Annotated in this window: 17 protein-coding genes and 1 tRNA gene; 17 read left to right on the top strand and 1 reads right to left on the bottom strand. The window is 35.4% G+C overall.

Translation table 11 applies throughout. From position 1 onward, the window contains the following. The first annotated feature begins 218 nt into the window (after positions 1-218). From ACZZZA_RS14945 to ACZZZA_RS14915, 7 genes are all read left to right on the top strand, one after another. The gene (locus ACZZZA_RS14945; protein WP_463433089.1) at positions 219-3,182 is read left to right on the top strand and encodes a tetratricopeptide repeat protein; all 2,964 of its coding nucleotides are present in this window, start codon (positions 219-221) and stop codon (positions 3,180-3,182) included. 89 nt (positions 3,183-3,271) lie between these two features. After that, a complete protein-coding gene (locus ACZZZA_RS14940) occupies positions 3,272-5,041 on the top strand; it encodes a porin family protein (protein WP_463433087.1) in 1,770 nt (589 codons plus the stop codon). Positions 5,042-5,117: 76 nt separating this feature from the next. Then, positions 5,118-5,191 (top strand) — tRNA-Arg (locus ACZZZA_RS14935). Between the two features lie 252 nt (positions 5,192-5,443). Continuing rightward, positions 5,444-5,806 carry a response regulator gene (locus tag ACZZZA_RS14930; RefSeq protein WP_463433085.1) on the top strand — a complete coding sequence of 121 codons (363 nt, stop codon included), beginning with the start codon at positions 5,444-5,446 and terminating at the stop codon, positions 5,804-5,806. A gap of 575 nt (positions 5,807-6,381) precedes the next feature. Then, positions 6,382-7,497 (top strand): glycosyltransferase, encoded by a 1,116-nt coding sequence (locus tag ACZZZA_RS14925; RefSeq protein ID WP_463433083.1) that lies wholly within the window; start codon positions 6,382-6,384, stop codon positions 7,495-7,497. Between the two features lie 5 nt (positions 7,498-7,502). Beyond that, positions 7,503-8,606, top strand: a complete 1,104-nt coding sequence (glf, locus tag ACZZZA_RS14920) for a UDP-galactopyranose mutase (protein WP_463433082.1) — start codon at positions 7,503-7,505, stop codon at positions 8,604-8,606. Then, the gene (locus ACZZZA_RS14915; protein ID WP_463433081.1) at positions 8,596-9,771 is read left to right on the top strand and encodes a hypothetical protein; all 1,176 of its coding nucleotides are present in this window, start codon (positions 8,596-8,598) and stop codon (positions 9,769-9,771) included. Before glf ends, ACZZZA_RS14915 begins: the two co-directional genes overlap by 11 nt. Before the next feature lie 161 nt (positions 9,772-9,932). Here ACZZZA_RS14915 and ACZZZA_RS14910 read toward each other — a convergent pair whose 3' ends face one another. Beyond that, positions 9,933-11,093, bottom strand: coding sequence for a DUF389 domain-containing protein (locus tag ACZZZA_RS14910; protein WP_463433079.1), 1,161 nt, complete (start codon positions 11,091-11,093; stop codon positions 9,933-9,935). Positions 11,094-11,510: 417 nt separating this feature from the next. On the opposite strand from ACZZZA_RS14910, the gene ACZZZA_RS14905 reads away from it, so the two are divergent. From ACZZZA_RS14905 to rhaT, 10 genes are all read left to right on the top strand, one after another. After that, positions 11,511-11,729: a hypothetical protein gene (locus ACZZZA_RS14905; protein ID WP_463433077.1), complete on the top strand. Its 219-nt coding sequence runs from the start codon at positions 11,511-11,513 to the stop codon at positions 11,727-11,729. Positions 11,730-12,262: 533 nt separating this feature from the next. Beyond that, positions 12,263-13,642 carry a rhamnogalacturonidase gene (locus tag ACZZZA_RS14900; RefSeq protein ID WP_463433075.1) on the top strand — a complete coding sequence of 460 codons (1,380 nt, stop codon included), beginning with the start codon at positions 12,263-12,265 and terminating at the stop codon, positions 13,640-13,642. Continuing rightward, positions 13,639-16,089 carry a glycoside hydrolase family 2 protein gene (locus ACZZZA_RS14895; RefSeq protein WP_463433073.1) on the top strand — a complete coding sequence of 817 codons (2,451 nt, stop codon included), beginning with the start codon at positions 13,639-13,641 and terminating at the stop codon, positions 16,087-16,089. Before ACZZZA_RS14900 ends, ACZZZA_RS14895 begins: the two co-directional genes overlap by 4 nt. After that, positions 16,053-16,496, top strand: coding sequence for a hypothetical protein (locus ACZZZA_RS14890; protein WP_463433071.1), 444 nt, complete (start codon positions 16,053-16,055; stop codon positions 16,494-16,496). Before ACZZZA_RS14895 ends, ACZZZA_RS14890 begins: the two co-directional genes overlap by 37 nt. A gap of 2 nt (positions 16,497-16,498) precedes the next feature. Beyond that, on the top strand, positions 16,499-17,821 hold the full coding sequence (locus tag ACZZZA_RS14885; RefSeq protein ID WP_463433069.1) for a rhamnogalacturonan acetylesterase: 1,323 nt from the start codon (positions 16,499-16,501) through the stop codon (positions 17,819-17,821). A gap of 11 nt (positions 17,822-17,832) precedes the next feature. After that, a complete protein-coding gene (locus ACZZZA_RS14880) occupies positions 17,833-20,610 on the top strand; it encodes a glycosyl hydrolase (protein WP_463433067.1) in 2,778 nt (925 codons plus the stop codon). 53 nt (positions 20,611-20,663) lie between these two features. Next, the gene (locus ACZZZA_RS14875; RefSeq protein WP_463433065.1) at positions 20,664-21,416 is read left to right on the top strand and encodes a rhamnogalacturonan lyase family protein; all 753 of its coding nucleotides are present in this window, start codon (positions 20,664-20,666) and stop codon (positions 21,414-21,416) included. Next, a complete protein-coding gene (locus tag ACZZZA_RS14870; protein WP_463433063.1) occupies positions 21,343-22,539 on the top strand; it encodes a rhamnogalacturonan lyase family protein in 1,197 nt (398 codons plus the stop codon). The genes ACZZZA_RS14875 and ACZZZA_RS14870 overlap by 74 nt, the downstream gene beginning before the upstream one ends. A 31-nt stretch (positions 22,540-22,570) precedes the next feature. Continuing rightward, on the top strand, positions 22,571-23,734 hold the full coding sequence (locus ACZZZA_RS14865) for a glycoside hydrolase family 88/105 protein (protein ID WP_463433061.1): 1,164 nt from the start codon (positions 22,571-22,573) through the stop codon (positions 23,732-23,734). A gap of 98 nt (positions 23,735-23,832) precedes the next feature. Next, positions 23,833-24,921: an L-rhamnose/proton symporter RhaT gene (gene rhaT / locus ACZZZA_RS14860; protein WP_463433059.1), complete on the top strand. Its 1,089-nt coding sequence runs from the start codon at positions 23,833-23,835 to the stop codon at positions 24,919-24,921. Positions 24,922-25,059: the final 138 nt, after the last annotated feature.

The raw sequence follows: 25,059 nt of genomic DNA, 5'->3' as shown, positions 1-25,059 counted from the left end.
AAAAGTTGAAAAAAACAAATGTAATTATTTCTGATAAATAATTAAGATTTTCTTAATATTTCTTACTGAAAAGTTAATTAGTATTAAAAAATAATCCACATACTAACAATATGTTAAAAGGCTTGTTTTTACAATATCTTTTCGATATTTTCGTTGATAATTTGTGGATAAAATCTGTCTCATTTTTAAAGACCTTTCCATTTTAAAATTTGATGTTAATGAAATCAAAAAAAATACTTCTAGCGACTACTGTTTTCTATTTCGGGGTTTCCGAAGCTCAACAGTCTCAATACTTTACCCAAAAAGAAAACTACAGGTTTAATCTTGCTCAAAATCTTTATCAGACCAAAATATACAACGCTTCCCAATACGAATATGCACAACAGTATTTCTACAACCAGAATCTGGAGCAATCGAGAAAAGAAGCTGCACAGTTTTTTGATAACGTGATAGGAGTGATTCTTCAAAAAAATCACGCGGAAGAAGGTTTGACGGCTTTTATAAAAGAATATCCGAACTCTGCGTATTTTGCCCAGGCAAATTTACCATTGGCAGATTATTATTTGGCTAAAAAAGATTTTAGTACAGCTTTAGAAACTTTAAAAAAAGTGAATCAATATCAGCTGACCAAAGAAGAAAATACACAGTATATTCTGAAATTGGGGTATGCTAAATTTATGATGGGTGATTCTAAAGGGGCGATCGATGCACTGGAAGAAGCTTACAAAACGGCTGAAGAATCTGAAAAAGGCGATGTTGCTTATATGTTAGGACATTTATATTATTCTAACAAACAGAATGATAAAGCTTTCGAATACTTTGATTCTGTGAAAGATCAGCCTAAATTTTCAAAGCTGGTACGTCCGTATTATGTTCAGATGCATTACAATGATAAAGATTACGATAAAGCGATCTCAGAAGGAAATGCTCTGTTGAATGAAGATATTTCTGAGTCTTACAAAGCGGAAGTTCACAAAATCATCGGTGAATCTTATTTTATGAAGAATGATTATGAATCGGCGTATCCACACTTAAAAGATTATCTGAGTGTTCAGCAAAATCCGTCAGAAAATGATCTGTACGAAATGGGATTTGTGGCGGCTCAGCTTAAAAAATATGATGAAGCGGTTTCTTATTACAACCAATTAATCAACAGCAACTCGGCTTTAGCTCAGAATGCGTATTATCAATTAGGGAATGCTTATTTAGCAGTTGATAAAAAACAGGAAGCACTTTCAGCATTTCGTTCGTCTTATCAGATGGATTATGATGCAAGTGTGAAACAACTGGCTCACGAACAATATGCAAAATTAGGGTACGACATCGGAAACCCATTTGAAAGTCCGACAACTGTAATTCAAAATTATATAACAGAAAATCCAGGTGGTGCTAAAACTGCAGAAATGAGATCACTTTTGGTGAAATCTTATCTGTATTCCGGCAACTTTAAAGAGACTTTGAATGCCATCGATAAATTGCCGAATTCAACCCCTGAAACCGACAAAGTAGATCAGGAAGTTTCTTACTTATTGGGAACTGAGGAATTCAACAAAGGTAATTTTGATGAAGCGGAACGATATTTCTTAAGAAGTTTAGAATTTAACATCAATAAAGAATTCAACAGCAGAGCTTTATACTGGTTGGGACAGGTTTATTATCAGAAAGGAAATTATCCTTCTGCGATTGCCCGTTACGAAAAACTTACCAACGAAACCTTCCCTGAGAAACAGCAGTTGCCTTACGATATGGGTTATGCTTATTTTAAATCTAAAAAATTCGATCAGGCAGAAACATATTTCAAACAATATCTGACGAATCCTAAAACTGAATTTAAAAATGATGCAGAACTTCGATTGGCCGATATCTATTATGCCAATAATAATCTGAACGAAGCAATTGCGATCTACGATAAAAATGAGGATTCTACAGATTATACTTTATATCAGAAAGCTTTGGCTTTAGGATTTAAAGATGATCAGGCAGCAAAAATTAGCAATTTAAAATCATTGATTTCTAAATATCCGGCATCGGAATATATTGATGATGCGCAATACGAAATTGGTGCAGCTTACGCCGCTCAGGATGATTTTACCAATTCTAATGATTTCTTCGGAAAAGTGATTAAATCTTCTTCAGATAAAGATTTGGTTGCGAATGCATCCATTTACAGAGCGCAGAATTATATTGACCAAAATCAAAGTGATAAAGCGTTATCTGAATTAAGATATCTTGGCGAACAGTATAAAAATACGGCTTACGCACAAAAAATTGTTCAGGCTGCAAAACCTATTTTCACAAAAAATGGTGATGTTTCAGGTTATGCTGATTTTGCAAGAAATATGGGTGTCAACATCGATGCTTCTGAAATCGACGAAATCAATTTGTCAACAGGTAAACAATATTTCACGAAGAAAGATTACAAGAATGCAATTTCTTATTACGAGAAATATTTAATTCAAAACCCAACAGGAGAGGGCCTTTATCAGGCTAAATATGAGTTAGGTGAAAGCTATTATCAGACTAATAATCCTACAAAAGCCTTATTGGTATTACAGGAAATTGCAAACGTTCAGAATGATTATCAGGACGACGCAGCAACTCGAGTGTCTCAAATTTATATCGCTCAGGAAAATTCTGCCGAAGCTAAGAAGTATCTTGAAAATATTAAGAATTCTTCCAACATCAATGTCAGAAACTTCGCCAATATAGAACTGATGAAAATGTATGCAGAAGAAAAGAATTTCTCCCAAGCTGAAAAATTGGCTGATGAAGTAATTTCAAATAATAAAAATTCTGCTGCAGTAATCGAAACGGCTAAAGTGATCAAGGCGAGAAGTCTGATGAATTCGGGGAAAGATAAAGATGCGCAGACTGCTTACACTTCACTGGAAAAATCTTCGAATACAGAAGTTGCCGCAGAAGCTCTTTATGCAAAAGCATTCTATCAGAACAAAGGAAAAGCATTTAAATCTTCTAACGAAACCATTTTTAAATTAGCTAACAATTACGCATCAGAAGATTATTGGGGCGCAAAAGCATTGGTTTTGATGGCTAAAAATTATATTGGTCTGAAAGATAATTATCAGGCAAGTTATACTTGTGATCAGATTATTTCAAACTATGCAGATTTCCCTGAAATTGTTGCAGAGGCGAAGGAAGTTAAAAAGCAGATTAAAAAGTAAAATGTACTGTCGTATTCATGTAATATGTATTTATGAGATTGAAATGAAATCAGTAATACATTGTACATGAATACATAAATACAACATATATGAACAAACAAATTCAAATACTATCTATATTATTTTTGGGAATTTCGTCGATGGCATTTTCTCAGATTAAGGAGGAAAAACTTATTCTTAACAAGAAAAGAGAACCGGAAGTAAAGAAAATTGAGAAGAAGAAAACCTCAGTTGAAATCATAAAAAACTATCCGCCGGAAGAGAAGTCTGCGAATCCTGTGAAATACAATATTACAGATGTTCCTGCGGTTTCAGATTTTAAAACCTCTACCATTCAGGGTGAAGATGTTGCTCCAAAATTTGACGGAACGGCTCAGAACAACTATTTTCAGTTCGGAATGGGAAATTACGGAAAGATTTTAGCCGATGCCAATATTTCTAAAACTCTTGAAAATAAAATAGAAGTAGGAGCAGATGTTCATGTGCTTTCTACCAATGGTTTGAAGAAAGTTTACGCCTGGGATTCTGATCAGAGTTCGGCAACGTTGGGAGCTTTTTTAAATTCGTATGGTGAAAAAGGAAAAATCAATATAAATGCTGAATACGGTTTAGATAATTATAACTATTACGGAATTTACGCATTAACTCCTTCTGCGGATGTAGATTTGAAGCAGAAAGTGAATCAGTTTAAAGTCAATGGATATTATGATTTTTATTCTAATGAAATTTTAAATGATGTAAGAGTAAAATCTTCATTTTTAAGCGATCATTTTGATGCGAAAGAAAATCAGGCTTCCATCCTGGCAAATCTTTCAAAACATGCTGTTGAACTAGGAAAAGGCGGAATTGTTCTGAATGCAGATTTAGGATTAGGCTTAGAAACTGTAAAAACAGATTTTGCCTTATTAAATGAAAATTCTTCAACGTTTTTCAATGCCAATATTGCTCCTAAAGTAACGTTCGCAAAAGGTGAATCTTATGTAATGTTAGGTTCTTCATTTTCGTTTTTAAATGCAAGAAATTCAAATTTAATTTTAGCTGAAGAATTAAAGAACAATAAAACGTACTGGTTTCCACAGGCTGAATTTCAGGTAGCAGCAGCGAAAGAATTTAAATTTTATGGTGGAGTTGATGGAGGCTTAAAACTCAATACTTACAGCGAATTGCTTCAGGAAAATCCGTTTCTGGTTTCAGACCAGATATTAAGACCTACAGAAACACAATATCATTTCTATGCTGGTTTAAGAGGTGATATTGACGAAACTCTTAAGTATGATGTGTCTGCCGGTTTTGGAAAATTGAGGAATATCATGTTTTTCCAGGGGAATAATTTATTTGATAACAGCTTTGCTTTAGATCGTCCCGGATATGATTTTGCAAATACTTTTTCTGCGGTTTATGATGACGGAAATGTAAGTGACATCAAAGGAAGTTTACAGTATTTCCCATTAGAAAATCTTATTGTAGATGCTGATGTGAGATTTTTAAAATATGATTTAAAGAACTACGAAAATATTTATAACGTTCCATTAGTTACAGGAAGCATTGGTGCAAAATATACGATGTTTGAGAAAAAACTGTCATTAGGTTTCAAAGGAATTTTCGCAACAGACAGAACCACAAATTCGTATATGTTTGAAGGCGTGGGAAGTCCGTCGTTGATTTTTCAGTCAACTGAAGATACGAATGATAAAGTTGGTGGTTATGCAGATTTAAACTTGTCTGCAGAGTACAAAGTTCACAAAAATTTCAGTATTTTTGCACTTGGAAATAATCTTCTGAGCTCAACATACCAAACGTACAAAGGTTACAAAGTTCTTGGTGCGCAAGTTGTGGGAGGTGTAAAGATTACTTTCTAAAATATAGGTAATGAGTAATTGGTAATAAGCAATATTTGCATTACTTATCATTGATTACTCATTACTTATAAAAAACGGCTGCGTAGTTCAACTGGATAGAATATCAGATTTCGGCTCTGAGGGTTGGGGGTTCGAATCCCTTCGCGGTCACTACTATCAATCACTTTGCCACAAAGGGATTGACGGATTTCACTTTTTGGAAGCGTATTAATCAGTAACAATAACAGTAACAATTAATGCGCTTATGAAACATCTAAGTTTTTAATGCAAACGCCTTCTTTTTCTTGTGATTAATCAAATGATAAGTAGTTTTTCAACTCAATTTTCAACTTAATTTTTCAACTTTTTTAAAATAGTATTAACTAATATTTTATTACATTTACATTAAAATACTAATATTCTATGAAGAAAAAAGTTATACTTGTGCAAGATAATATTGAGATTCTGGAAATAATGGATCAGGTATTAGATGATGCAGGATTTGATGTGATAGGATCGCTCAATACAGATCCTATTGAAAATGTAGAAAGTATTGACCCCGATATTGTGATTGTTGATGATCATATCAAAGGTGAAGTGAAAGGTTCAGAGGTGATTAAAGAATTAAAGTCTGATCCTGAAACAGAAAGTATTCCTGCAGTATTAACCAGTACCTCAAGCAGCATTCCGAAGGATGCTCAGCAATGTAAAGCAGACGATTTTATCGAAAAGCCATTTGGTATTGATGAAATGTTAGAAGTTATAGAAAGAAATGTTGACAAGTAATTTTGAACTTTAAAATAGTATAATTCCCTAAAAAAGTCCGGTTCATATAAGTGAAACGGACATTGATTTTTTTCTCCACCTTTTTTTCTGGGAAAACAATTTTTGTTTGCAATGAAAAAAGTTCCTTTATTCTGATGCATTCAGATTGATTTCTGATACTGCTCTTACTTACATAGAATACCATAATTTTCTCCTCATCTAAGATTTTTTGAAGCAATTTCAGAGTGTTCTTTTCATCTAGTAACTTATAATAAGATGCAAGCGTACTCTATGATGTATTTATAACGTTCCACTTTTTACGCTCTTGCAATAATGGCTGCATCTCTCACTGCACTTTCCTTAACCATATCACTTTTCGGCTTAATTACATCTACTTAATGTACTTGTTGATTTTTTGTTAGAGTTTACAGAAGCTTTCATACTTCAGATTTTTTATCCATAATAATTATTTTGTTGTTAGATATAATGTACAATCAATCCAAAATTTCTAATAATATAATGATTTATCATTATGACCACGGTCATAGGACATCATCTGTACATTGTTCTATCTTGTTCTGACTAAATTACATTATATGAAATACTTATTATGCTTCAGCCATTTATCATGGAACTTTGTTTATCAGCGACCGCAACATCTTTTGACCCGGTTTTCAAAAGCTTATCAGGTATTTTACTTTGAAGAGCCAAAAATTGGAGATTCCGACAGGTATACTGTCAATGTTCAAGATGGGGTTTATGTGGTAGAATTGTTGGTGACAGGACATGACGAGACCACAAACAGAAGAATCCGGAATCTGATCAGCCAGCTGATAAAAGAATATCGTATCGGAAATTACATCAGTTGGTATTACACTCCCATGGCGCTGCAGTTTACGGATGATCTGAATCCTGATACGGTTGTTTACGATTCTATGGATGAATTGTCTGCTTTTAAATTTGCACCGCCACAGCTTTTAGAGTTGGAAGAAAAGTTATTCGAAAAAGCAGACGTGGTATTCACGGGCGGAAATTCTCTTTACCAGGCAAAGAAAAACAAACATGGCAACATTCATGCAATGCCAAGCAGTATTGATAAAGCCCATTTCGGAAAGGCTAGAGCTTTACAGCACGAGCCGGAAGATCAGTCACCCATTGGCTACCCAAGATTAGGCTTCTTCGGAGTGGTTGACGAAAGATTTGATATCGAGCTCCTCCGTGAAGTTTCTGCAAAGCGCCCCGATTGGCAGTTTGTGATTATTGGTCCTGTGGTGAAAATTAATCCTGATGATTTACCGGTTGCTTCCAATATTCATTATTTAGGTCCGAAAACGTATTCCGAATTGCCCTTGTACATCGCACATTGGGATATCGCCCTTATTTTATTTGCATTAAATGAATCAACAGAATTTATCAGCCCTACCAAAACTCCTGAATATCTGGCAGCAGGCAAACCTGTGATTTCTACAGCCATCAGAGATGTTGTGAATCCCTATGGCATAGCAGGTCTGGTCAACATCATCGATGATTCCGAATCTTTCATTTCAGCTGCAGAAAAAATATTTGCCGATACAGAAAAAGACCATTGGCTGAGAAATGTTGATCACTTTCTTGAAAACGATTCCTGGGATCACACTTTTAGTAAAATGAATGCCCTGATCAATGAAGTGACCATGGCGGAGGAAACAATTAAATACAAAAAAGCAAATTAATAACTATGTATGATTTTTTAATAGTAGGCTGCGGTTTTGCCGGAGCGGTCCTGGCAGAGCGTCTGGCTTCAGAAGGAAAGAAAATTTTAATTGTTGACAAGCGAGATCACATTGCAGGAAATGCTTTCGATTACTATAACGAAGACGGCATTCTGATTCATAAATACGGACCTCATATTTTTCATACCAATTCTGAAGATGTGTTTAGATATTTAGGAAAATTTACCGATTGGCGACCTTACGAGCACAGGGTTTTAGGAAGTGTAGACGGTTTATTGGTTCCTATACCTATTAACCTGACGACGATTAATGATTTGTACGGTAAAAATTTAACTTCAGATGAGGTTACAGACTTTTTAGCCTCAAAAGCTGAGAAACGAAATCCCATTCTCACTTCCGAAGATGTTGTATTAAATGGAGTGGGGAAAGAACTTTACGAGAAATTTTTTAAAGGATATACCAAAAAACAGTGGGATCTTGATCCTTCAGAACTGGATGCTTCGGTTACGGCGCGTGTTCCCACTAGAACCAATAAAGATGACCGTTATTTTACGGATACTTTTCAGGCAATGCCTAAAAATGGGTATACAGAGATGTTTAAAAAGATGCTGTCGCACAAAAACATCAGCATCATGCTGCAAACCGATTACCGGGACATTGTTGATGTAATTCCTTTTAAAACTTTGATTTATACAGGTCCGATCGATTCATACTTTGATTATTGCTACGGGAAGCTGCCTTACCGTTCTATTGATTTTAAATTTGAAACCCTGAATCAGGAAAATTACCAGCCCACAGGAACGGTGAATTATCCGACCTCCAATTTATATACAAGAATCACGGAGTTTAAATTTTTAACCGGACAAAAAAACGAGAAAACCACCATCGTTTACGAATATCCTACAGCCGAAGGAGATCCTTATTATCCAATTCCGCGGAAACAGAATCAGGAAATTTACAATCAGTATAAAAAACTTGCAGAAGATCTTCCTGATGTATTTTTCACAGGCCGTTTGGGAACGTATAAATACTACAACATGGATCAGGTGGTGGCACAGTCACTCACACTTTTCAAAAAATTAAAAAGCAGGGAAGAGTATGTTCAATAATGATTTTCTGCCTTCCAACATCAATCCTTTTAAAAGTTTTCTGATGGGTGGTTTTGAATGTGCAGATCAGCAGAATGCATTTGGAAACAGGGTAGATTTGTATAAAGCTTCAGGACACGACCGCTATTTGGAAGAAGATTATGACCAGTTAGATTTTTTTGGAATTAAAACCATTCGAGAAGGAATCAGGTGGAGTGTGGTGGAAACTAAACCTTACCAATATGACTGGACGGAAGTAGAACGTGTAATCAATATTTCTCGTGAAAAAGATATTCAGGTGGTTTGGGATATTTGTCATTTCGGATATCCTGATGATATCACGCCGCTTCACCCGATGTTTGCCAGAAGATTTGCGCATTTGTGTCGGGAATTTATTATAAAATACAGAAGCCTGGTTCCTGAAGGTCTTCTGGTTGTAACCCCAATCAATGAAGTCAGTTTTATTTCTTGGTTGGGCGGCGACGTCAGAGGAACTTCTCCTTACTGTGTAGGGCAGGGTTGGGAAGTGAAGTATGCCTTGATGAAAGCTTATATTGAAGGGATAGAACGGATGAAAGAAATTGATCCTTATGTACGGATCATGGTTACAGAACCACTCATCAGTATTGTAAGCAATCATCATGATGTAGTCTCGCTTTTGTCTGCTGAAAAAAAACATTTTGAGCAATTTCAGGTGCACGATATTCTTTCTGGCAAGATGTGCCCGGAACTTAGAGGCAAACCGGAATATTTAGATATTATCGGAGTCAATTATTATTACAACAATCAATGGATTAACGAAACCCATGAATTTTTGCCTTGGGCAGAAACGCCGGCGCACCCATTACATCGTTCGTTGCATTCATTAATAGAAACTGTTTTCACAAGATATGGCAGACCTGTTGTTATTTCAGAAACCAGTCATCCCGGCGAAGACAGAGCCAAATGGATTAAAGCAATCACTAAAGAATGTATTTCTATTTTAAAAACAGGACTTCCTCTTTTAGGATGCTGTTTTTATCCCATTGTAGATCGGCCGGATTGGGATGATCTGGAAAATTGGCACCACAGCGGAATTTGGGATGTATTTGACCTGCTTTCATTAAAAAGAGAACCTGATTTGCAAAGTGTGGAAGCACTTGTAGAATTTAAAGAACAGCTGAATGCAGTTCATGTTTTTCATTAAATAACTTTAGTTCAGTTAATAATATTTATTCAATGTAAAGCCTTCTGACTGTAGAAGGCTTTTTCTTTCGCAGATAAGGTATAAAACAATTGTAATAATTATTTTTCATTGATTATCGAGAATCAAAATCGATGATTTTTTTTTGGTTTAAAGATGAATTATTACTCTACAGAACTTCTGATTACTTCTACATTTTCTTCATGCAACCTTTTCTTTAACCAATTTTTAAATTGAGGTTGATTGATTTCTTTACCGGAATAAACAACAACAAACTGTAATTTTGTACTGTCTGTTGAAGGAAACTGTTCAATTTTACCATAAGATAAATTAGATATTTCCGGGTAGAGTATCTGTATTTCTTTTACCAGCGATGAGTCTGAGACTTTGTAAATATCCAGCTCTTGTCTGAGTTTTGAAATGGCAAAATCTTTTTCTGACAGATTGTTGTCAGTTTTATTGATCTCATTTAATATTTCAGACTTTAAATCTGCCGTGTTTTGTCTGATGATTAATTTGGTGTCTTCAAGTCCGTTATTCATCAGCATTTTGTTATAGGATGCTATTTCAGAAGGTGAAAATTTCTTGTTAAGAAAAGCAATATCTATTGTTTTAGGTAGTGTATTATAATTAATTTTTTTATAAATAATAGTATAACCGTTATTTTCGAATTCTTTCTGGATAAAAGACTCAGCAGTTTTTGTAAATTTTTTCTCATTGAGCAGATTATAAGCGAGATAAAAGCTTGGAACAATCATCACAACAATTAAAATATATATACTGAATCGGATTCTTTTTTCGTATTTATTATCAACAATATATGAAGGATATTTTAAATATTTAACGACAAGAAAAGTTGCAATGCAAATGAAAAAGCAATTGATTGTATACAGATAAAAAGCTCCGAAAAAATATGAAAAATTCCACGTAGCAAGACCAAAACCTGCAGTACAAAGCGGGGGCATCAATGCTGTAGCAATCGCAACTCCGGGAATAGGATTGCCTTTCTCTACGCGAGTAATAGCAATAACTCCTACCAAACCTCCAAAAAACGCAATTAAAACATCATAAATATTGGGTGCTGTTCTTGCCAATAGCTCAGATTGTACATCTTTAAACGGACTAAGATAAAAGTACAGCGAAGAAACCATCAAGCTAACAACAGTTGCAATAACGAGATTTTTTATCGATTTCTTTAACAGTGGAATATTATACGTACCCAACGCAAATCCAGCGCCTACAATAGGACCCATAAGAGGCGAGATCAACATCGCTCCGATGATGACTGCCGTAGAATTTACATTGAGTCCTATAGATGCAATCATAATGGCGCAAGCAAGAATCCAGAGATTGGAGCCTCAGAAAGAAATATTGGAGGTTACATTATCTAAAACCTTATCTTTTCTTTCTTCACCACTGTTAAGATTGATGAAATTAAAAATACTACTCATAATTGACAGAAATATTGGTTGAAAGTATTTAAAAAATAACAAACTGCAAAATAGGTTGGCTTATTTAAATGCCGGTTATAATTTAAATCAAAAATTTTGAAACATCTGATTAAAGAAAAAATCCGCCATGATAAACGACAATTACTTGTAATTTAATTGAAATGTGTGTGAATTATTGCAACATAATTACTTATAATATATTATTGTTTGAAATTTTTTTCTGAATTTATAATTTTGGTTAACTATTTGTATAGTAAAATATAACATTCTTTAACAATTAAAAATACGGTTATGAATATTTCTTATTACGATTTTACAAATTTACCGGATCAAGTACAGTACGAAATGGTATTAAGTTTTGGAAGAATGATTGATGAAAGCACGGTGAGCAATTCACGATATGTTCTTTACGAAATTTCAAATTTCACAGTAGAAATCATCTACAGTTTAAGCAAAAATACAATTGCCGGGAAAAATATTTTTCACAACAGAGCCGCATATTCGGCATAATAAATTCTGTTTTTGTTTAATAAATTGTTAAAATTCATTTCCTAGACTTTCTAAATCAATTTTCCACTTTATTCAGTCGGAAAAACTTATGATTTATTAATTATTTCTGACTTATCAAGTTTCTCCTACAAGTTTTTTGCATACTAATCATATAAGATTTATCTTATAAAAAATTTGTACAATATAAAAAACTCATTGTTTCTCAATCTCAGTTCAATTGATAATTCTGTCAACTGAAGACAATTTTATAATTTTTTTTTGGGAAGAATTTAAGATCTATATTCTGTAATGACTGCAGTTTAGTAATTTGAACAACCATTAATTATCTTTCTTTACAATTCTTATTTTTATTAAAATCATCCAAAATATTATTAACATGAGAGAGCAGGATGCTGTAAATTGTTAAAATGTATATTTTTATGAAAATGAAATGAAAGAATAATCTTCTTTAACAAATGAAAGTTATGTTTAGAGATTTAATCTAATAATACAAGATCAATAAAAATCATTTCATTCATATACCTGATTTAATTATGAATTTTCAAAATACATCCAAATTTCTTTACTCGCTGCTATTTCTTGCTTTATTTTCGTCTACATTAAAAAGCCAGGATCTTTTCCCGGACGGTACAAAAATCCCAAAATGGTTTAAAGAAAACAAACCGACAGACATCAACAAACTAGGCAAAAAGTATATTCTTACTGAAAATGGCGTGAAGAACGATAGTACAATTCTTCAGACAAAACAACTTCAGGCAATCATAGATTTGGCAGCTAAAAATGGCGGCGGTGTTATCATTGTTCCGAAAGGAACTTTTCTAATCAGTTCAGTTTTCTTCAAACAGGGAACGCATTTGCATCTGGAAAATGGTGCAAGATTAAAAGGAAGCGATGATATCAATGATTTTCCGATTGTGATGACAAGAATGGAAGGTCAGACTGTAAAATATTTTCCGGCTTTGATCAATGCTGATGGTTTGGATGGTTTCACGATTTCCGGAAAAGGTATGCTCGACGGAAACGGACTTCGATTTTGGAAGTCATTCTGGAAAAGACGAGAATGGAATCCTAAATGTACCAATATGGACGAAATGAGACCTAGAATTATCTATGTTTCAAATTCTAAAAACGTTCAGGTTGAGGGAATTACCATTAAAAACTCGCCATTCTGGAGTACACATTATTACAAAAGTGATTTTGTAAAATTATTAAATCTCACAATTCTCGCTCCGAAAGAACCTGTAAAAGCACCAAGCACAGATGCCGTTGACATTGATGCGTGCACCAATGTATTGATTAAAAATTGCTACATGTCGGTTAATGACGATGCAATTGCTCTGAAAGGAGGGAAAGGTCCGAAGGCTGACAAAGACTCTAACAATGGAGAAAACAGAAATATCATTATAGAAGACAATACGTTCGGATTTTGCCACTCTGCACTCACTTGCGGAAGTGAATCGATCCATAATTACAATATCATTTTCAGAAACTCAACAGTGAAAGATGCATCAAGATTATTACATCTTAAAATGCGTCCCGACACGCCTCAACACTACGAATATCTTACGGTTGAAAACATCACCGGAAACGTAAAAACTTTCTTGTATGTAAAAGGGTGGAATCAGTTTTTTGATTTGAAAGGAGAAGAAAAACCGAAAACGAGACTGATCAACAATATCGTTTTAAAAAATATTGACATCAGTTGTGAAATAGCTTTTGATATTGAAAAATCAGATCTTTACGAATTGACAGATTTCACATTTGAAAACCTGAAAATAAAAGCAGTAAAGCCAAAAGAGGAAAACTTAGATGCGATAAAAAATCTGAAGAAGACTAAAGTAAATGTTACCCAGGTTGCTTCTCTCACTCACTCGTACGATAAAAAAGACGATTCTGATATTGCCGCAAAATGACCTGTTTTTCCAAAATATTTGTTCTCTTATGTCTGTGCTCACAGTTACTGCATTCTCAATCTAAGGAAATTCAATTCCTGAGCGGGGCAGATTCTGAGCACACCAAAGAATGGAATTTTTGGATCAGTGGAGGACGGAAATCTGGAAGTTGGGACAAAATTCAGGTGCCTTCACAATGGGAACAGCAGGGATTTGGCTCTTACAACTACGGACGAGATTATGTGACCAACGGAAAGAATTTTAAATTCAATGATGAAGTTGGATTATATAAACACAAGTTTTCAGTTCCAAATTCGTGGAAAGGAAAATCTATAAATATTGTTTTCGAAGGTTCAATGACCGATACTGAAGTGAAGATCAACGGAAAATTAGCCGGAGAAATTCATCAGGGAGCTTTCTATGAATTTAAATATGATATTTCAGATAAAATATTATTTGGAAAAGAAAATATTTTAGAAGTTAAAGTTTCCAAAATGTCTGCAGACAAATCGGTCAACAATGCAGAACGTCTGGCTGATTTTTGGGTTTTAGGAGGAATTTTCAGACCTGTTTATTTAGAAGCCCATCCAAAAGAAAATATCTCATCAATATCGATTGATGCAAAATCAGACGGAACTTTCATTTCAAATATTCATTTAAAAGGAATCAATTCTGCCAACAATGTAAAAGTCGAAATTTTCGATGCTGAAAACATTCTCATTAGCGAATCTCAGATGACCATTCAAAAAGGAGATACTTTAAAACAGATTCAATTCTCCGCTAAAAATCCAAAACTCTGGACAGCTGAAACGCCGAATCTGTACAAAGCGAAATTCAGTTTAAATAAAAATAGAAAAGCCATCTTTCAGACTGACGAAAAATTCGGTTTCCGAACCATTGAAATCCGAAAAGGCGACGGAATCTATATCAACGGAACCAAAATCAAAATGAAAGGCATCAATCGTCACGTTTGGTGGCCTGAAACAGGAAGAGCGGTCAACAAAAACATCGATTTAATGGATGTTCAGCTTATCAAAGAAATGAATATGAATGCCGTTCGCTGTTCACATTATCCACCGAATAAATCCTTTCTTCAGATGTGCGATTCTTTGGGTTTGTACGTTTTGGATGAACTCGCCGGATGGCAAAAAAAATATAGCACCTTAGTTGGCAAAAAACTGGTGAAAGAAATGGTTACGAGAGATGCAAATCATCCTTCCATTATTTTTTGGAGCAACGGAAATGAAGGCGGACATAATTTTGATCTTGATAAAGAATTCGGAAAATATGATGTGTCGAATCGTCCCGTTATTCACGCCCATCACAAGCCGGGAAATGCTTTCAACGGAATCGACGGAAATCATTACGAAGATTATTACAGCACCAAAAAAATACTGGAAGGAGAAAATATTTACATGCCGACCGAATTTCTTCATGCACAGGACGACGGCGGTGGCGGAACTTCTTTAGCCGATTACTGGGAACTTCACTGGAATTCAAAAAAAGGAGCAGGCGGTTTTCTTTGGGCGTTTGCAGATGAAGGTTTGGTAAGAACCGATTTTAATAATCAGATTGATGTAAATGCTATCAATGCTCCAGACGGAGTCGTGGGTCCGCATCGTGAAAAAGAAGGAAGTTTTTACGCCATCCGTGAAATTTACAGTCCGGTAAAAATAGATTTGAAAACTTTACCTAATGATTTTAACGGAACAATTCCTGTAGAAAACCGCTATCATTTTACGAACTTAAATGAATGTCAGTTTGAATGGAAATTGGTAAAATTTAAAACACCATTTTCATCAGAATCTGGTTTTGATATTCTTCAAAAAGGAAAAGCAGAATCTCCGAATATTAAACCGACAGAGAAAGGAAATATTAAAGTAAACCTTCCCGCAAATTGGAAAGAAAGTGAAGGTTTACTGTTAACAGCAACTGATTCTTTCGGTAAAGAAATGTACACATGGACTTGGAGAATTGCATCAAATGAAAAATTATCGGCACAATTTTCGAAATCATTAATCAAAGAATCACCGGTTTCTGTCATAGAAAATGATTCTTTATTTATTCTAAAATCAGACGAAAAAGAATTTTCATTCGGGAAAAAAGACGGCTTATTAAAGTCAGTTATTTTAGATAAAAAAGGCAAAAAAATGACATTCCGAAACGGGCCTGTTTTTGTGAACGGAAAAATGGAACTATCTTCCATAAAGTCTTTTGCGGAAGAGCACAATCAAGTTATTCAGATTTCTTACAAAGACGGAAAAAAGGCCGTTTGGAAACTGAATCATAATGGAATTTTAGAATTGAATTACGAGTATTCACTTTCCGGAGATTACCAGTTTGCAGGCGTAAGTTTTGATTATCCTGAAAATTATGTTATCAGCGCAAAATGGCTCGGAAAAGCTGCCCGTATCACGTTTGGAAAAATCGTTTGCAGGGACAAACTTATAACGTCTGGCAAAATCTGAGAAATTCAACAAGAACAGGTTTTTCACCTTGGATTTATCCTGAATTTAAAGGTTATTTCGATGATGTTTCATGGTTGCAGCTCAATACAGCAGAAGGAAAAATTACGGTGGGGACAAAAGAAGAAAAAATGTTCGTCAGACTTTTTGATTTTTATGGAATTTACGGTGCTGAAGGTTACCCCAAATTACCGGGTGGAAATATTTCTTTCCTCGACGCGATTCCGCCATTGGGAACTGTTTTGGCGTTTAATATTAATAACGAAACTTCGACTTTAGGTCCGGAAAGTGAACCGAATCATCTGAACGGAACAATCAAAAGAACCTTATATTTTTACTTTGGATTGCCAGATTTGGGCGATGAAAACAAACAATTTACAATGCCAAAAGAAAATATTTTGACTGATTAATAATGCAAAACTGGATAAAATTTTTAACGATTTTCTTAGGTTCGTTTTTGTTCGCCCAACAGACGACTTTCAAATTTGATTTTGGTACAGGCAGAACCGAAAACGGGTTTATTCCTATCACTTCAACTTCAAAATTTAATCAAAAGATAGGGTACGGTTTTATGGATGTTTCCGGTCTGAAATCTGTGGATAGAGGTGGAAATGCTTTAACCGGAGATTTTATTACCAGCAATAAACCATTCTATTTCTCAGTCGCAATTCCTGAAGGAAATTATGATATACAATTAAATCTTGGCGATTCTAAAGGAACATCTGAAACAACAGTTCGGGTAGAAAACCGCCGTCTGATGCTGAATGATATCAAAACAAAACAAGGCAAAATTCTCGAAAAACAAATTACAGTTCACGTTAAAGACAGCATTATCAGGAATGAGAACGGAACTCAAATTGGAATTGTAAAACTAAAACCGAGAGAAAGAAAATATCTGCATTGGGATAACCTTTTGACCATCGAATTCAATCACAAAGCTCCGAAAGTTTGTTCGGTCATCATTCAACCCAACAAAAAGGCTAAAACTATTTTTATCACCGGAGATTCTACTGTTGTGGATGCGCAGTACGAACCTTGGGCTTCGTGGGGTCAAATGTTGCCCTGTTTTTTTGTTTCAAATAAAGTTGTGATTGCCAATTATGCCGAAAGCGGAGAAACCTTGAAAGCATTTGAAGACCGCCGCCGAATTGATAAAATCTGGAACAAAATAAAACCTGGAGATTATCTATTCATCCAGTTCGGACACAATGACCAAAAAGCGGGAAACAGTATAAAATCAGGATATCGAAAAAGATTAAAAGAATGGATTTTAAAATCTAAAGAATTAGGAGTAACTCCTGTTTTGATTACTTCAATGAACCGCAGAGTTTTTGATGAAAAAAATAAAATTGTTAATACTTTAGATGATTTTCCTTCTGCGATGCGGGAAATTGCAAAAGAAGAAAATGTATATTTAATCGATTTAAATACATTGAGTAAAACCTTGTTTGAAGCTATGGGACCTGAAGCTGCAAAAAAAGCATTTGTACATTATCCGGCAAACAGCTATCCTAATCAGCCGACCGCTTTGGCGGATGATACGCATTTCAACACCTATGGAGCTTATGAATTAGCGAAATGTGTTATAAAATCTATTGCAGATCAAAATCTGCCTTTGAAGAAATATATTTCGAAAATTGATCAAAATTTTAATCCTGAAAAACCCGATGATGTTGAAAAATTCTACTGGCCTGAAAGTATCTACATGGAAACTTTAAAACCAGATGGAAATTAACAAAATAAGAAATGAATATTCAATCGATCATAAAATTAAGTCTAATCTGTTTTGCCTTCGGAAATCTTTCCGCACAAAATCCGTGGCCAAAATCCACCGAAACCACAAAACCCTGGACACGGTGGTGGTGGATGGGAAATGCTGTAGACGAAAAGGGATTAGATAAACAACTAACCATTTTAAATGAAGCAGGTTTTGGAGGTGTGGAAATCGTTCCGATTTATGGCGCAAAAGGTTTCGAAAAACAGTATATCAGTTACCTTTCTCCGGAATGGATGAAAATGCTTCAGTTCACCACAGACAAAGCCAGAAGTCTGAAGATGGGCGTCGATATGTCGGTGGGAACAGGTTGGCCGATTGGCGGACCACAAGTTGAAGAAAAAGATGCTGCTACAAAAATGATTGTTCAGACGTATACGATTTCATCAGGCGAAAAATTTTCAGATAAAATTGTACTGAAAGATGAAAAACAGAAGAATTTAAAAACAATAAAACTAGATATTGTAACGGCTTATAATGAGAAAAATGAAGGGGTTGTTATTACTGATAAAGTTAGTAGTGATGGAAGCTTGAATTGGAAACCAACCTTTGGGAAATGGACAATCTACGCAGTTTTCACTGGTAAAACCTTACAGAAAGTAAAACGTGCTGCTCCTGGTGGAGAAGGTTATACTTTGGACCATTTTTCGCCGGACGCGACCAAAGATTATCTGAAAACTTTCGATAAAGCTTTTGGAAATTCCAACTACGGAATCCGTTCTTTTTTCAATGACAGTTATGAGGTTTATAATGCCGATTGGACACCAGATTTTAAAAATGAATTTAAGAAAAGACGGGGCTACGATTTAAGTCCGTATATCAAATATTTAGTAAGCAACGAGGAAAATGAAATATCAGGAAGAGTAAAATCCGATTACAGAGAAACGTTAAGCGAATTGATTTTAAATAATTTCACGAAAGATTTTACCAGTTGGGCTCATTCTAAAAACTCAAAAAACACGAATCAGGCGCACGGTTCGCCAGGAAATTTGCTTGATTTGTATGCTGCAGTGGATATTCCTGAATCTGAAACTTTTGGAAGCTCGGTTTTTGATATTCCGGGTTTAAGAAGAGATAGTGCAGACATTCAGAAATCAGATATACCGGATTTTAATATGCTGAAATTTGCTTCTTCGGCAGCAAACGTGACCGGCAAAAAATTAACTTCTAATGAGACTTTTACTTGGCTGACCGAACATTTCAAAACCTCGTGGTCACAGGCAAAACCGGAGGTGGAGCAGGTGTTTTTATCGGGAATTAACCACGTTTTTTACCACGGAACGACGTACACGCCGACCGATGTGCCTTTTCCGGGCTGGCTGTTTTATGCTTCCGTGAATTTCGTTCCTGACAACAGTTTGTGGCCACATTTGGAAGGATTAAATTCTTATATCGAACGTACGCAATCTGTTTTACAAAGCGGAAAATCAGATAATGAGCTGTTGATGTACTGGCCAATTTATGATCAATGGGCAAGTCCGAAAGGGAAAGATATGGCGTTCAAAGTTCATAACGTGGAAAAATGGTTACAACCCACTCCGATGTATGAAAATTTGACGAAACTCAACAAAATGGGTTATTCTCTGGATATGATTTCCGACAAAATGATTGGAGAATCGATGATGGAAAATCAGAATATTAAGGTATCAAAAACAGGATCTGCATATCAGGTTTTAATCATTCCTGAACTCACTTATTTGCCCGAATCTACTTTAAAAAATATCTTAGATTTGGCTCAAAACGGAGCATTAGTTATTTTTCAAAATGAGCCGAAAGATATTCCCGGAAATTTTGAAGTGGAGAAAAGAAGAAATCAGTTAAAATATTTATGGAATCAAATTCAATTTCAAAATCAAGCGGGAAATGTAAAGACAGCAAGTTTCGGAAAAGGAAAAATTATCTTGAGTGCTGATGTTGCAAAAGGCTTAGAGTATTTAAAAATTGAAAGAGAAAAATTGACCGACACAGGATTGAAATTTGTGAGAAGACAGTTTGATGGTGGAAAATATTATTACATCGTCAATCATACTTCAAAAGAAATCATTCAAAATATTCCGTTGAATTTCGTCGGAAAACAAGTCACTTTAATGAATCCCGAAAATGGAGATTTCGGAATCGCTCAAACTCATAATAATTCTGTTAGAATTCAGCTGAAATCGGGAGAATCTTTAATTATAAAAGCTTCTCAAAATACAGACACTTTACTTCAAAAATGGAATTACACTGAAAAAAACGATGCACCAATAGTTTTAAACCAACCTTGGCAATTGTCTTTTAAAGAAGGCGGTCCCGAACTTCCGAAATCCAGAACTTTAGAAAAGCTTCAACCTTGGACCAACTTTACAGATGATGCTTCCACACAAAGTTTTTCAGGAACAGGAGTTTACACAACTACATTAAATGTAAGGAAAAAAAATGCAGACGATTATCTCTTGAAATTTGACAAACTTTACGAAAGTGCAAAAGTGATTGTCAACGGTCATGAAGCAGGAATTGTCTGGAGCATTCCGTTTGAAATTAACATCGGAAAGTATGTAAAGAAAGGCAAAAATACCATTCAAATCGAGGTTTGTAATCTTATGGCTAACAGAATTAGAGATATGGATAAAAAGAAAATACAGTGGAGAAATTACCACGAAATTAACTTTGTAAATATCGATTACAAACCATTTGACGCATCCAATTGGAAAGTGCAGCCTTCCGGTTTGGATGGCGAAATTCAATTGGTTCCAATACATTATTCAAAATAAATATTTGAATATATAATAATGCAATCGATTAATCAAGCTTAAAAAGAAGAATTATGATTTTTAAATTGAAATATATTTTAGTTCCGATTCTATTTTCACAAACTCTATTTGCCCAAAGACAAATGGAATATCTGAAGAGAGGAATTGTTGCTATACCTTCAGATTCCGGTGTTTTTGTGAGTTGGCGTTTGCTGGGTACTGAAGCTCAGAATATTCAGTTTGATTTGTATCGTGTTGAAAATAACTCAACCAAAAAACTCAACGCAAAGACGCTGTTGAATGAAACAAGTTTTTTAGATAAAACAGCCGACAAGACAAAGAATTATAGCTACTTCGTAAAATCAAATACTCAGGATAAAACGATGGATACTGATTCTGCGAACTATGTTGCAAATCAAAAACCTTATTTTTCAATCCCTTTAAAAACACCAGCCGGATATATTCCGAATGACGCTTCTGTTGCAGATTTGGACGGAGACGGCGACTACGAAATCATTCTTCATCAGACCGGGAAATCCAAAGACAACAGCCAGAAAGGAATCACAGATCCGCCAATCATTCAGGCTTATAAAATGAATGGAAAGCTTTTGTGGGAAATTAATTTAGGTAAAAATATACGTGAAGGAGCGCATTACACACAGTTTTTAGTGTATGATCTCGACCAGGACGGAAAAGCAGAAATCGTAATGAAAACTGCTGACGGAAGCAAGGATGGGAAAGGAAAATACATTGGTGATTCGACAAAAAATTACGTCAACGAAAACGGATATATCCTTTCACGAACCAGAATATCTGACGGTTTTTGATGGGCAAACCGGAGCAGAAATTCATACCGTGAATTATGAAGTTCCAAGATTTGCAGGCAGTTTAAATCCAACCGATGAACAAATGACAGCAACCTGGGGCGATGCAAAAGGAAACCGTCTCGACAGATTTCTGGGAGCCGTCGCTTATCTGGATGTTAAAACACCGAGTGTGATTATGTCGAGAGGATATTACACGAGAACTGCAATCGCAGCTTGGGATTATAAAGATAAAAAACTCAGTTTGAGATGGCTTTTTGATACCGAAAGCTCAGAAGAAAATAAACAATACCGTGGGCAGGGAAATCACAATCTTTCTGTCGCAGATGTAGATAACGATGGAAAAGACGAGATTGTTTTTGGTGCAATGACCGTCGATGATGACGGAAAAGTATTAAACAGTACAGGTTTTGGTCACGGTGATGCATTGCACGTTGGAGATCTTGATCCGTCAAATCCCGGATTGGAAGTTTTTGATATTCAGGAAAGGTTTGATGATGCAGGAGCACATTTCAGAGACGGAAAAACCGGGAAAGTTCTGTGGAAATTGCCGTCTTTGATTTACAGTAAAAATGGAAAATATCAAGGACCGGGAAGAGGTTTGTCTTTAAATATTGACCCTCGTTATGACGGTTCAGAATCTTGGGCAGCTGGAGCAGGTTTGAAGGGCATTTATGATACTAAAGGAAAAAAAATAAGTGATAAAAATCCGCCTGCCAATATGGGAATTTATTGGGACGGCGATTTTTTAAGTGAAATTTTAGACGGAACATCAGTTTCAAAATGGGATTGGAAGAATGAGAAATCAAAACTCATTTTTGATGCTAAAGATTCCCAGTGTGAATCGAATAACGGAACCAAGAAAAATCCGGCTTTGGTGGCAGATTTATTTGGCGATTGGCGTGAAGAAGTAATGTACAGAACGTCCGATAATCAGGAATTGAGAATTTTTTCTACGACTATTCCTACGCAGCACAGATTGTACACTTTGATGCACAATCCGCAATACAGATTAAGCATTGTTTGGCAGAATGTAGGTTATAATCAGCCTCCTCATACGGATTATTATCTGGATGAATCGCTGAAAGAAGTTCCCAAACCGAATATTGTAACAGTTAAACCTTAAAATAAAATTGAAAAATAATAAATTAAAATATATGAAAAGATCACTCATTAAAAATGGTGCTTTTACATTGATCATTGCAGTATTGTCTTCATGTTCTGTTCAGAAACAGACTTCTGCAAGTAAGGTTGAGCTCCCCGCTAAAAAAGAAGTTCTGGAAGTTTCCAGACTTGCTAACCAATATTTTATGAACAAATGGCCAGATACAGGCAAAGAAATTGTGGGCAAAAAAGTATGGCCAAGTAATCTCTGGACTCGTGCAGTCTATTATGAAGGATTGATAGCTTTATACAAAGTCGATCCGAAAAAAGAGTATTATGATTACGCAATGTCATGGGCAAATAACCATAAATGGGATTTGATGAGAGGAACCTATACCAGAAATGCCGATCACCAGGCTTGCGGACAAACCTACATCGACCTGTATGAAATAGACGGAAAAAAACATCCCGAGAGAATTAAAAATGTAAAAGCCTCGATGGACAGTATGATTGCGACGTCAAAAGTTGATGACTGGTGGTGGATTGATGCACTTCAGATGTCGATGCCTATTTTTACGAAATTGGGCAGAATTACAGGTGAGCAAAAGTATTTCGATAAAAATTATGAAATGTATGCGTACACTAAATATAAGCACGGAGGCAACGGTTTGTACAATCCGGTTGATAAGATTTGGTGGAGAGACAAGAGTTTTGTGCCGCCTTATAAAGAGCCAAACGGCGAAGATTGTTATTGGAGCAGAGGAAACGGTTGGGTAGTTGCCGCATTGGCAAAAACATTAGAAGATACGCCAAAATCTGACCCTCATTATCAGGAATACTTACAGGATTATAAAGATTTGCTGGCAGCTTTGCTACCAATTCAGAGAGAAGATGGCTTCTGGAATGTAAGCTTGCACGATCCCAATAATTTTGGTGGAAAAGAAATGACAGGAACTGCACTTTTCGTTTACGGAATGGCGTATGGTGTCAACAATGGATTGATCGACAGAGAGACTTACTTGCCGGTTCTGGTAAAAGCCTGGAATGCTATTGCAAAAGATTCTGTACAGCCAAACGGATTTTTGGGTTGGGTACAGGGAACAGGAAAAGAACCAAAAGACGGTCAGCCACTTTCTGTAAGTAAAGAACCGGATTTTGAAGATTACGGTTTGGGCTGTTTACTACTTGCCGGAAGCGAGGTGTATAAATTGAAGTAATTTCTGTTTAAATTTGAAAAACCAATATACATGACACTACAAGATGCGCAGTTGTCATCATATCAGTAATTTTCAGATTCAACCAATATAAATAAATTATGAATGCATTATTAGGAGTATTATTTCACTTTCTGGGCGGTTTCTCTTCAGGAAGTTTTTACCTGCCTTACAAAAAAGTAAAAGGTTGGTCTTGGGAAACTTATTGGTTGATCGGAGGCGTTTTCTCATGGATTATTGTTCCACCACTTGCTGCATATCTTACGATTCCTGGTTTTTGGGAAATTATTCAGAATGAAAGTTCATCTATTATAGGACTGACGTTTTTGTTCGGTGCTTTATGGGGAATTGGTGGTTTTACGTATGGTTTAGGTGTTCGATATTTGGGTGTTGCATTAGGAAGCAGCATTATTTTAGGGCTTTGTATGGTTTTCGGATCGCTGGTTCCTTCTATTTACTACGAGTTTTCTCCTCAATCGGGAAAAGATAATATCGGTTTAATGATGTCAAGTTCTTGGGGACAGTTTGTTTTGCTGGGACTATTTGTCTGCGTCATCGGAATCATTATCAGCGGAAAAGCGGGAATGATGAAGGAAAAAGAACTTAAAACCATTTCTATAGATCCTCACGGTACAGAAGTGAAAACTGAATATAAATTCGGATTGGGTTTGACGGTTTCAATCATTTCCGGAGTTTTGAGTGCGTGTTTTAATTTCGGTTTGGAAGCAGGAAAACCAATGGCAAATGTTGCCAACGAAGCCTGGAAATTAGCCAATCCTAATCAGGGAGAGTTCCTTTTTCAAAATAACGTAACCTATGTTGTGGTACTTTGGGGCGGAATGGCAGTTAATCTCATCGGTTGTCTTTATCTGGCTTTTAAAAATAAATCTTATACCGATTATACCAAAACAAATGTTCCGATAGTAAAAAACATCATTTTTTGTGCATTGGCAGGAACGATGTGGTATCTTCAGTTTTTCTTCTACGGAATGGGAGAAAGCAAAATGGGGAACGGCGCAAGCTCCTGGATTTTACACATGGCATTTATTATTTTAATTGCCAATCTTTGGGGCGTAGTCATCAAAGAATGGAAAGGCGTCTCCAAAAAAACAATCACAACTATTTCAATGGGAATGTTCGTTTTGCTTATTTCTATTTTGATTGTAGGGTACGGAAATTCTTTGAGATAATTTATATAAAATATTTCTTCATTATAGTTAAATTTTATATTAATTTTTTAAGACACTGATTTTTCTCAGTGTCTTTTTTTTGGTTAATAATGCACTATTTTGTAATCATGATTTTAAGTAAATAAGGGATTACACATT

Source organism: Chryseobacterium sp. AC405b, from assembly GCF_979258685.1.
Note: the sequence above shows the minus strand (reverse complement) of the source record. Positions and strands in the feature narration are given on the sequence as shown.

Bases quoted from the DNA above. Each gene is read 5' to 3' on its own strand.
- ACZZZA_RS14880 (WP_463433067.1), top strand. From the start codon at position 17,833: ATGAATATTCAATCGATCATAAAATTAAGTCTAATCTGTTTTGCCTTC.
- ACZZZA_RS14925 (WP_463433083.1), top strand. From the start codon at position 6,382: ATGAAATACTTATTATGCTTCAGCCATTTATCATGGAACTTTGTTTAT.
- ACZZZA_RS14940 (WP_463433087.1), top strand. From the start codon at position 3,272: ATGAACAAACAAATTCAAATACTATCTATATTATTTTTGGGAATTTCG.
- ACZZZA_RS14865 (WP_463433061.1), top strand. From the start codon at position 22,571: ATGAAAAGATCACTCATTAAAAATGGTGCTTTTACATTGATCATTGCA.
- ACZZZA_RS14900 (WP_463433075.1), top strand. From the start codon at position 12,263: ATGAATTTTCAAAATACATCCAAATTTCTTTACTCGCTGCTATTTCTT.
- ACZZZA_RS14930 (WP_463433085.1), top strand. From the start codon at position 5,444: ATGAAGAAAAAAGTTATACTTGTGCAAGATAATATTGAGATTCTGGAA.
- ACZZZA_RS14910 (WP_463433079.1), bottom strand. From the start codon at position 11,093: ATGATTGCATCTATAGGACTCAATGTAAATTCTACGGCAGTCATCATC.
- ACZZZA_RS14915 (WP_463433081.1), top strand. From the start codon at position 8,596: ATGTTCAATAATGATTTTCTGCCTTCCAACATCAATCCTTTTAAAAGT.
- ACZZZA_RS14905 (WP_463433077.1), top strand. From the start codon at position 11,511: ATGAATATTTCTTATTACGATTTTACAAATTTACCGGATCAAGTACAG.
- rhaT (WP_463433059.1), top strand. From the start codon at position 23,833: ATGAATGCATTATTAGGAGTATTATTTCACTTTCTGGGCGGTTTCTCT.
- ACZZZA_RS14875 (WP_463433065.1), top strand. From the start codon at position 20,664: ATGATTTTTAAATTGAAATATATTTTAGTTCCGATTCTATTTTCACAA.
- ACZZZA_RS14945 (WP_463433089.1), top strand. From the start codon at position 219: ATGAAATCAAAAAAAATACTTCTAGCGACTACTGTTTTCTATTTCGGG.
- glf (WP_463433082.1), top strand. From the start codon at position 7,503: ATGTATGATTTTTTAATAGTAGGCTGCGGTTTTGCCGGAGCGGTCCTG.
- ACZZZA_RS14885 (WP_463433069.1), top strand. From the start codon at position 16,499: ATGCAAAACTGGATAAAATTTTTAACGATTTTCTTAGGTTCGTTTTTG.
- ACZZZA_RS14895 (WP_463433073.1), top strand. From the start codon at position 13,639: ATGACCTGTTTTTCCAAAATATTTGTTCTCTTATGTCTGTGCTCACAG.